The organism is Candidatus Hydrogenedentota bacterium (genome assembly GCA_019695095.1).
Taxonomy (GTDB): Bacteria; Hydrogenedentota; Hydrogenedentia; order Hydrogenedentales; family SLHB01; genus JAIBAQ01.
This window is the reverse complement of the sequence record JAIBAQ010000207.1, coordinates 1-9898: the sequence shown is the minus strand read 5'-3', so window position 1 is coordinate 9898 and position 9898 is coordinate 1. Positions and strand designations below refer to the sequence as shown.

The following is a 9898-nucleotide window of genomic DNA, read 5'->3' as shown; positions in this document are numbered from 1 at the left end:
CGGTGATGAATCGTATGATTGAGCACGAAGCAGCGCAGCACACTGCCGCGAGGCATCGCGAACATGATGCTGCCATCCGGATTCTTCATCGACCACATCACGCCAAGGTGTGCGTCGGTTGCGCCCTTCATCGCCCCTTTCGCTTCGGCGACATTTGCGTCGAAGGCCTTCAGAAGCTCTTCGCGGTTCGCGGCGACAAATGGCTTGTAGGTCGCCATGTCCATTACCCATTCATCCGACTGCATGGTTCCCATGACCCAGCCGTGCGATTCCGCGATGTGCGAGGCGAGCGCCCCCATCGTCATCGACTTCGGGTGGGGTTTGTAGTCCCACAGTGCATCCGGAACGCACTCCAACGTCTTGCGCGTCACTGCCATTTCCTGCTCATACTCCGGCAACATCGTGTCCATGATCGTCATAGCTTATCTCCTTGCGTGTGAAATGAGGCATGCCGGACGAATAGGATAGCCCTCCCAAGAGCCTCCAATTCCTAGAATGGTCCCGTACAGTGCCGCGAACCCTCACAAAATACTGAATATTTATTTAGCATATATCCCGCCCGTCTGTCAACCCCGTTGTTGTCGCATCTTGTCCGCTCGCCAGATACACCGCTAGAACCCGTAAACCGCCGTCCTCCTCCAGGCGTCTAAATGGGGTGCAGAAACCTTGTCTACGGGTTAAGGGATAGTGGTACCAAGAGAAGCCACTCTAGCTGGAACCACGGCGAAGAAAGGGTACGAATGGCTGAGGGACAAGAAAATCTGCAGAGCGACTCAGGGAACACGTTACCGGCGGAAGCGCCCGCGGAAGTGGTTGTGCCTGTCGTAGTTGACGAGACGCCCCAGGCGACGGCTGAAGCTTCGCAGGGTACGACTGTCGTGGTGCTGAAGCGCTCGTATGGGTCGCCCTCGTGCGCTGCGGTGCTGATTGTCGCTATTCTGGCCGCCGCGGCTCTCGCATATGTGATCTTTTACCGCGCCCCCAAAGAACTCGCTACCGGCGCGAAGGATTTGGCGTCGAGCGCATTGACCGCCGCCGAGAACAGCGCAGGAAAGCTCGCGGACGGTCTGCGCGGCGCGTTCAAAACCGAGGTCAACTACCGGACCGCGTTTGTGGGGTCCATCGAAAGCGCGCGTGAATCGGGAAAGCTGGTGGTCTACACGCAGTCCGTAACCGCGGTCGTCGAGAAGACGAGCGAGAAGAAGTACGCCATCAAGTTCATTGGGGACATCAAGCTGGGCGACACGGTCACGTCGTTGCGTGCGCAAGGCAACAAGGTTCAGTACTACATCCCTCTTGATACCCTGGACGAAAGCGATTTCTCCTACGACGCTGACGCGAAATGCCTGACGGTCTTCCTGCCCCGGCCTGTTCTCGATACCGAGATGGTAGAGGTTCAGTCCAACCCCGAACTCATCGAGATTCGAACAGACGTGGGTTGGGGGCGCTTGGGCAGCTATTCGGGCGCCTTTCTCGAAGAACAGGCCAAAAAGGAATTGCGTGACGCCGTGTTGAAGGAAGGTTCTAAGCCTATGCTTCGTGAAAAAGCGGACACCGAAGGCGAATCGCTGGTCAGAACAAAACTCTTCGCTCCCCTTGTTCAAACGCTCGCCGATGGAGTAACCATGAAGGTCGTATACCGGGAAGGTGAAACGCCATGAGTTCCGAACCCGCGAAAGTCGTTGTCGTTGAAGAAGGCTCCGGATGCCTGGGCAAAGGTGTTGCCGTTGCCTGCGCCTTGGCGTCTGTTCTGTTCCTGCTCAACTTCACGTTTGGCGTCGTGGAAGTGCCTGATAATATGCCGATCGTGGGAAACATCGATGAAGCCTTGGCCACGTCGGTATTGATCGCATCGCTGCGCTACCTGGGGATCGACATCCTGCCGTTCAAGTCCAAGCGGTTGGCAAAATAGCTCGGGCTACGTAACCACCGAGGACCAGCCTTACTTTCAACATAAAGCAAACCCGGGGACTCGTCTCTCGACGAGTCCCCGGGTTGTTTCGTGAATCGTTGGTGGCCGTGGGTACGGCTTAGTACATGTCGCCGCCCATGCCGCCGTGACCGCCACCCGCTGCCGGAGCCTTTTCTTCAGGCATGTCGGCAATGAGCACTTCGGTGGTCAGAAGCAGACCCGCAACGCTCGAAGCGTTCTGCAGGGCCGCGCGCGTCACCTTGGTCGGGTCGATGATACCGGCCTTGAGCAGATCTTCGTACTCGCCGGTCTCGGCGTTGTAACCGTTGCTGCCCTTCTGAGCCTTCACCTTCTGAACGACCGTCGCGCCTTCATCGCCGGCGTTGGAAGCAAGCTGACGCAGCGGCTCTTCAACGGAACGGTAGACGATGCGCGCGCCAATGGCTTCGTCGCCCTCAAGACCGACCTTGTCGATGGCGTCCTGGCAACGCAGCAGCGCCGTGCCGCCGCCGGGAACGATACCTTCTTCAACGGCCGCGCGGGTCGCGTGCAGCGCATCTTCCACGCGGGCCTTCTTCTCCTTCATCTCGATCTCGGTTGCCGCGCCGACGTTAATGACGGCCACGCCGCCCGCAAGCTTCGCCAAACGCTCTTGAAGCTTCTCGCGGTCGTAATCCGACGTCGTCTCTTCGATCTGCTTGCGGATCAGGTTGATGCGGCCCATGATCTCCGCGCTCGAACCGCCGCCTTCCACGATCGTCGTGTTGTCCTTATCGACAACAACGCGCTTCGCACGGCCAAGGTCGGCAAGGGTCAGGCTCTCAAGCGTCATACCGAGGTCCTCGGTAATGGCCTTGCCGCCGGTCAACACGGCGATATCCTGAAGCATGGCCTTGCGGCGGTCGCCGAAGCCCGGCGCCTTCACGGCACACGCCTGGAACGTGCCACGGATCTTGTTCACCACCAACGTCGCCAGGGCTTCGCCTTCGACGTCTTCTGCGATGATCAAGAGGGGCTTACCGCTCTTGGCAATCTGCTCAAGCAAGGGAAGCAGGTCCTTCAGCGAGGAGATCTTCTTCTCATTGATCAGAACGTACGCGTTCTCAAGGACGGCTTCCATCGCCTCGTTGTCGGTCACGAAATACGGGGAGAGGTAACCCTTGTCGAACTGCATGCCTTCCACGACTTCGAGGGTCGTCTCGATACCCTTGGCTTCTTCGACCGTGATCGTGCCGTCGTTGCCGACCTTCTGCATGGCGTCCGCAATGATCTGGCCGATCTCGGCGTCGTTGTTCGCGGAAATCGTCGCGACGCTCTTGATGATGTCGCGGTCGTCTTTCACCTTCTTGCTCATCTTCGCAAGCTGCTCGACCACCGCTTCCACGGCCTTGTCGATGCCGCGCTTGAGGGCCATCGGATTGGCGCCGGCGGTGACGTTGCGAAGGCCTTCGCGATAGATCGCTTCCGCCAACACGGTCGCCGTCGTGGTGCCGTCGCCCGCGACGTCCGACGTCTTCGAAGCGACTTCCTTCACCATCTGCGCGCCCATGTTCTCGTACTTGTCTTCAAGCTCGATTTCCTTGGCTACCGTCACGCCGTCTTTCGTGACGGTCGGGGCGCCCCACTTCTTCTCGAGGACAACGTTGCGGCCCTTGGGGCCAAGCGTGGCCTTCACGGCCCGGCTCAGTTTAGTGACACCGGCAAGCACGCCCCTGCGGGCGTCTTCGCCGAATTCCAATTTCTTTGCGCTCATCGTGCTGTCTCCTTAGTCTTGCGTAAATCGGGCATTCGATTGATGGGGGATTAGTCGATCACCGCGAGCACGTCTTCTTCGCGCATGATGATGTGCTCTTCGCCGTCGATCTTCACTTCCGTGCCCGAGTATTTGCCCATGAGAATACGGTCACCCTTCTTCACTTCAAGGGCAACACGCTTGCCGCTGTCGTCGAGACGGCCCGGACCGACCGCAATGACTTTACCTTCCTGGGGCTTCTCTTTCGCGCTGTCAGGGATGATGATCCCGCCGCGAACGGTCTCGCTGGGCTCTTCGCGCTTGACCAGGATGCGATCTGCCAGAGGACGCACTTTCATGATTCTTTCTCCTTCGGTTACAATTCGGTTGCCGATTGGTTGTTGACTTTTAGGGTGCGCCTCCCGCCATTTTGACAACTTCTACAGCGGGCTGGCGAGGAAATCGCCCGGCGCACTTCTCTCGTTGCAAGAATTAGAGCAAGCTTCATGCCCGATTCGCCGTGCTTAAGCGTAAGTTGTTTATTTGTATTAATTTAATTTCAAATTTGAGATTTCAAATTTTAAATCCCGTCAGGGGCGTTTTGCCCAAATGGCAGCCTCGTCCCCTCGTATCGCGCCATTTCGGTCACATATCCGTGCCAAAATGGCAATATGTTAGCAAACGCCGCATTTGAGTGCCAAGACGGCAAAGAGGGCGCGTCGGAGCGCTGGACCGGACTCCGCTCCTCAACCTCGCATCGTACAACCAATGCCTATCAAGTAATGATAGATACCGCCGATAGTATGTTGTGGTATGATTATGAGCAAGGTTTTGTGGTTTCCGAATCAAAGGGATTGGAGCGTCGTGAGCGCCGATCAGAGAGAGGAGCTGGTTCGTACGGAGCCCTTGCTCCGCCGCTTGGCATCCTCGGGCACCGAGCTCGTCATGGTCATGGGTCCAAAGGACGATGACAACGACGGGGCGCATTGGGTAGGTGCCGTACTGTCCGTGACGGGACGGGTGAAAAACGTCCCCACGCTGGAGCAAGCGGTCAACGACGGTCTGTTCACGTCCAGTTCCGGACGCTACCTTGCCGCTTTCGATCCGCGCCGCGCCTCACCCGAGCGCATCGCTGAAGCCCGCCTTCGGACGAGAGAAGCCGTCGCGATCATGGAAGCGCGCGCCCGTGGCGAGGTGGCCCCCAAGCGCCGGAACAGCGAAATCCGCCTTGCTCCTTCCGAACAGGCATTCGAGCGGGCCAAAGCATTCGCGAAAGACACGCGCCTCAAGTTCGAGCGCGTCTACGCCTCAGCTCGGCGAGCCTTGGAAGCAGGCGACACCAAGACGGCCCTCGCCAAATGCCAAGCCGCCCTTCAGCTTCTCCAACAAGAAGCGTTGTACGGTTCACGGCAGGATGAGTTGATCCACGCCCTCACCGAGCAAATCGAACACCTCTCCAACTCCGAACACGAGCACGAGACGTCGTAACCTCGTCTGCTCCGTCTTTTCGAACACGCGTTCTCTTCTGGGTTCTAATCTATCGCGCTCGGCATGTGCGGAACCTTGCCTGCCCGTGCGAGTATCCAATAGACGACAGTGTTCTGACCCACCCGAGCCCAACCTGGGAAAAGGAGGAAGTATGCCGAGACGAAAGAGTCTCAGTTTCGCGCACGCAGTCCTCGTGCTGGTGGTCGTGGCGGCGAATAGCCTGGCTCTCCCCGCATGGGGTATGGGACAAGAAGTCATCGGTAACGAGCCCTTGCACGCAAACAGTGAATATCCGGAAGGACTGATGCCCGTAATCAATGAGAAGCATCGTGTCTACTATTCCTGGGTGAATGGAAACGAGCACTTCTACTTTCAAGGCGAGACTGCCGCTTTGAACGATACGTTAAAACAGTTTGCTCTCGTCGATGCGCCCGAGCACAACGTCGTCCTGCTTCCTGGGCCAGGCAAAGCGCAACGCTTCGACGAGACCCCCATGGCGTGCGATTGGACGTTGCACGTTGTCGGGGGAATCGTCAAGTCGATGACCGAAAGGCGCGACGAAGCGGGCGTTTGGGATAAGCATCCAACTCTGACGGTGTATGTAAGTGGAGGAAGCATCGACTTGGATCGCATTGAACTGCCCGAGGGAATCACATTGCTCACGCGCGACGACCTCAAGGCCCGGTACCTGAAAGCGATAACCAGCACATCCGAGGAATCGCGATCTCATGCAGCCATCTTCCTCGCAACCGTCGATCCCTTCGGTAAAGACTCAGCACATGCAATCCAGACTCTCTTGAAGGACGAGGATTCGTACGTCCGCGCCTGCGCTGCCTCGTCGCTGGCCCTCATGGGGAAGATCGCGGAGAGTGCGTTGCCTGACTTGCGCGAATGCCTGAAGAACGGCGACCGCTACACCGAAAGCTATCAACGCGCCATCGACAAGATTAGTCAGGGACCCGACCTCGCGAACGAGGCAAAAGCATACGAGGAGACCGCGAAGAGTATTCTGGTTTTCACACAGAAGACCAGAGCAGCGCACAAGACTCCCTGATGCGCGGATAGCACCGGTTTGCATTTATGAATTGGTTCCATCCTGGATATCCTGTGCATCCTTGTTGAAGACTCTCTGTTTAACAGGGATGCACAGGATGTCCAGGATGAAGAAGAAGAGAATGCTCGCTAGTCGCTTGTCTTCATGAGAAGCGCCTGTACCCGTTCCCGCAGCGCGGCCACCACTTCTTCCGCAAACCACGGGTTCCGTTTCAGCCACGCCAGATTCCGAAACGACGGATGCGGCAACGGTACAAACTCCGGGAAATACTCCCTCCACGCGCGCACCGTCTCCGTGAGGTTCTTCTTCGCGCGCGCCCCAAGATAAAACTCTTGCGCGTACTGCCCCGCAAGGATTGTGAACTCACGTCGCGGAAGGTGTGCATGCAATCGCGCGTGCCACTGCGGCGCACATTCCGGCCTTGGCGGCAAGTCCCCTCCCCGCGCATGACGGCCCGGATAACACAACCCCATCGGAATGATCGCAACGCGCGACTCGTCGTAGAACGTATCTCGGTCTACCGACATCCATTGGCGCAGCCGATCCCCGCTGGGGTCGTTCCATGGAATGCCCGTCTCATGCACGCGCGTGCCTGGTGCTTGACCAACGACAAGAATGCGCGCCGTCGATCTCACCCGCAGCACGGGCCGCGGCCCGAACGGCAAGTGTGCTTCGCACAACCGGCACGCCCGGACCTCCGCAAGAAGCTCCGCGAGGGAAGTGGACTCGTCGTGTGCCGCACGCGCGGATTTCGATTCGTTTGAACCTTTCATGCGGACACTGTATCCGCCGCATGCAACCGAATCCACTGAGCACAATGGATTCATCCAACAAACCGTGCTCACACGACGATTCGCTTTCCCAGACCCAAAAAACAGGCGCCCCTCCCTGGGGCGCAGGGAGGGGCTGTGAGATCCAGGTGACTCTTCCCCAGAGAATGTGTGTGTGAACTACTGGGAACTAGTCCGTGTGGCCCGCCTCACGAGTGCGTCAATGGAAACCTCAAAATGAACTCGGCGCCATGCCAGATGTTCTCGCGAACGAGCACTTCTCCGTCGTGACGCCGCATGATGTTCCTCACCGCGGCAAGCCCGAGCCCCGTCCCGCGCTCGCCTTTGGTGGTGAAGAACGTGTCGAAGATTTTATGCCGGTTTTCTTCCGGGATACCGGGACCCGTATCGCTCACGGCGATGCATACAAATCCGTCATCGCGCCACGTGCGCACGTGGACTTCGCGCCGCCCGGCACTTGCATCCATGGCCTGGCACGCGTTGGTGAGCAAATTCAGAACCGCCTGCCGCATCAGCACGAAGTCGCCTTCACAGATGGGCAGGTCAGGCGCATAATCGCGGAACGCTTGTATCGTTAGACGTTGCATTAGCGGCGAACTGACATTCAGGCAGCTCTCCGCCAGATCGTTCACATTCAGTATGCTGAAGCGCTGCGTTTCATGCCGAAGGAAATTCATCGCGGTGCGGACGATGTCTGTACACAAATGGACCTGATCCTGCACGACACGCAGCCGCTCCGGCGATTTCGGTGTGTCAGGACTGCCTTGAAGGATTTCGAGCTGGCCGGTGATTACCGACAAGGGCGTGCCCAAGTCATGCAACATACCCGAGACAAATCGCCCGAGCGTCTCGAAGCGGTTTGCCTCGAGCGCCAGCTCTTCCATACGCCGGCGCTCGAGTTCCCGAAGCCGCTTCGTCAGCCCCTCCTCTACATGCCGTAACATAGCCTTGGTGTCAAAAGGCTTGACGACGTAGGCAAGCGCCCCGAATTCCACGGCCTTCATGGCCGTGTCGAGGTCTCCGTAGCCGGTAAGAATGATGACTTCCGTGTCGGGGTGGTCTGATTTCACCCAACGGAGGAGTTCGACCCCGGACTGCTTTGGCATGCGCAAATCCGTGATGACCAAGTCGAACTCCTGGCTTCGCATCATCTCTTGCGCGGAGGCCACGTCACACGCCATATGCACGTCGTGCTCTTCCTTGAGCAGCATCCGCAACGCTTGGCGCGGTCCGTTTTCGTCGTCGACTACCAATACGCGACCCCGTACCCGTTGGTCTGGCGCACGCTCCATGTACGTTTCCACCCTTACGTCGCGGGGGTCCGTCGTTACTTGAATGGTCATGGGGACTACCCCTCCCTTTGCCTAGAAAGACAAAGCAACCCCCGTGCCTTTTGTCAAGAAAGGACCTATGCTATTTTCATGAAAGGAGTTACAGCGGAATCGGGATTTTCAGAGGGTGAACATTTTCGTACACCCCTTCGCGAATTCTTGTCATTCTGTTCGCTTTTGAACACACTGACGCAGTCCCGGGCGTCGCGGCCTTCTCCTCGGAACCCGGTGTCACCTGGTACTCATGAACGGCCGCCCCCCCTCACACTGCATCGCTAACGAAACGCCGCAGGCACGACAGCCTCAAGCCCCAATAACCCACACTGTTTCTCTCTGGAGTGCCGCAGGCACGGCAGACTCCAGCCTGGGATGAGATTCGCGGCAACGGCGCGAATCGAAACCCCAGGTACCCGCCCCCCAAAAGATGAGAGTCCTGAAAGGGCGATAGCAACCTCTAATATTCTGCTTCCTGCCAGATACCCACCGGAAAAAGTGCGCATACTCCTGTGAAGAAGTGTACGGGGAGCGTTGTTTTCCGGCGAAACACTTGAAATCGACGCTCACTTGTGGTTTACTTGCGCAACGCTCGCGAAATACCCCGTAGGTTATCTCGCGAATAACTCAGAAGGAATGCAGACTGTGAACGGGACCTCGAACGTGCATATGACGCTCCAAACCGCCATGAAGCGAATGGCGGGGTGGCACGTTGCCCCCACGTTCGCTGGCGTGGTGGTGCGAATCACCCCGCGCGGGTCCCGCCTCGAGGCGCCTCCTATCGGATAGGCCCAAGAGACCACAGGCAGCTATAAAAAGCGCCGCAGGCGGAACCCAAAAGCGCCTGCGGCGCTTCTCATTTTAGTCGCCCCGCGAGGGGCAGTTACGTACCAGAAACCAAGTGTTCCGAGAGGAACGGGCAAGCAAGCAAGGGAGAACAATCATGAAGCGCAACCATCGAATGTACCTCAACTCGCGACCGGTGCCCCGAGTGGGCGAACGAGCTTTTACCAACACGAAGACGATTACGACGGCACAAAGAGAGTCCGAGGGACGAAGTAGAAGAGGAGAATCCGGCCATGGCACGGTTTAACGTAGAATTTTGGGAAATTCCCACAAGCGCGGCCTATCTTGAAAGCATCCCCGCCGAGAAGGCCCTGTGGTTTGAGACAGCCGAAGACCGGGAGCGGCGGTATGCGCTCCAGGAGTTCTTTCAGAGTGTTCTGCCTGTCGTCCAAGAACTGATCGACGCGCAACTCACGGAACGGCAGAAAGAAGTCCTCAAGCTGTATTACTTCTGCAACAAGACGCAGGAAGACATCGCCGAAATGCTGGGTCTAACCCAGTCCACCGTCAGCAGGCACTTGTTCGGAACGGCGCGCAACGGCAAGAAAGTAGGCGGTGCACTCGCCAAACTTCAGAAAGCCGTTGAGAAGACTGCCGGTTCGGAAGTCGACGAGGCGTTGGCGGCTCTCAAGATACGCTTCGAATCATCCAGCGTCGCGGCTTAATCCGCCAGCACGCAAACCATTCGACCCGCGCCCTACGGCGCACGCCCTTCCCTCCTCTCCCCTCGGAGGGAAGGGCCGTTTTGTT

The 9898-nt window shown here is 58.0% G+C and carries 10 protein-coding genes; 5 read left to right on the top strand and 5 right to left on the bottom strand.

The window, feature by feature from the left end; all coding sequences use genetic code 11:
* Positions 1–419 (bottom strand): DinB family protein (locus tag K1Y02_22515; protein MBX7259153.1); only part of this gene is annotated, 419 nt, incomplete at its 3' end.
* 321 nt (positions 420–740) lie between these two features.
* On the opposite strand from K1Y02_22515, the gene K1Y02_22510 reads away from it, so the two are divergent.
* Positions 741–1661, top strand: a complete 921-nt coding sequence (locus K1Y02_22510) for a DUF4230 domain-containing protein (protein MBX7259152.1) — start codon at positions 741–743, stop codon at positions 1659–1661.
* Positions 1658–1912 carry a DUF1232 domain-containing protein gene (locus K1Y02_22505; GenBank protein MBX7259151.1) on the top strand — a complete coding sequence of 85 codons (255 nt, stop codon included), beginning with the start codon at positions 1658–1660 and terminating at the stop codon, positions 1910–1912. The genes K1Y02_22510 and K1Y02_22505 overlap by 4 nt, the downstream gene beginning before the upstream one ends.
* 118 nt (positions 1913–2030) lie before the next feature.
* Here K1Y02_22505 and groL read toward each other — a convergent pair whose 3' ends face one another.
* Both groL and groES read right to left on the bottom strand, forming a co-directional pair.
* Positions 2031–3665: a chaperonin GroEL gene (gene groL / locus K1Y02_22500; protein ID MBX7259150.1), complete on the bottom strand. Its 1635-nt coding sequence runs from the start codon at positions 3663–3665 to the stop codon at positions 2031–2033.
* Positions 3666–3715: 50 nt separating this feature from the next.
* Positions 3716–4003, bottom strand: coding sequence for a co-chaperone GroES (gene groES, locus K1Y02_22495; protein MBX7259149.1), 288 nt, complete (start codon positions 4001–4003; stop codon positions 3716–3718).
* Between the two features lie 505 nt (positions 4004–4508).
* Here groES and K1Y02_22490 point away from each other — a divergent pair.
* Positions 4509–5132, top strand: coding sequence for a hypothetical protein (locus K1Y02_22490; GenBank protein ID MBX7259148.1), 624 nt, complete (start codon positions 4509–4511; stop codon positions 5130–5132).
* Positions 5133–5283: 151 nt separating this feature from the next.
* Positions 5284–6186: a HEAT repeat domain-containing protein gene (locus K1Y02_22485; protein ID MBX7259147.1), complete on the top strand. Its 903-nt coding sequence runs from the start codon at positions 5284–5286 to the stop codon at positions 6184–6186.
* Positions 6187–6314: 128 nt separating this feature from the next.
* Here K1Y02_22485 and K1Y02_22480 read toward each other — a convergent pair whose 3' ends face one another.
* Together K1Y02_22480 and K1Y02_22475 are read right to left on the bottom strand one after the other, a co-directional pair.
* The gene (locus tag K1Y02_22480) at positions 6315–6959 is read right to left on the bottom strand and encodes a uracil-DNA glycosylase family protein (GenBank protein MBX7259146.1); all 645 of its coding nucleotides are present in this window, start codon (positions 6957–6959) and stop codon (positions 6315–6317) included.
* 206 nt (positions 6960–7165) lie between these two features.
* A complete protein-coding gene (locus tag K1Y02_22475) occupies positions 7166–8320 on the bottom strand; it encodes a response regulator (GenBank protein MBX7259145.1) in 1155 nt (384 codons plus the stop codon).
* Positions 8321–9258: 938 nt separating this feature from the next.
* Between K1Y02_22475 and K1Y02_22470 the strand changes: the two genes are divergently transcribed.
* On the top strand, positions 9259–9813 hold the full coding sequence (locus K1Y02_22470) for a sigma-70 family RNA polymerase sigma factor (GenBank protein MBX7259144.1): 555 nt from the start codon (positions 9259–9261) through the stop codon (positions 9811–9813).
* Positions 9814–9898: the final 85 nt, after the last annotated feature.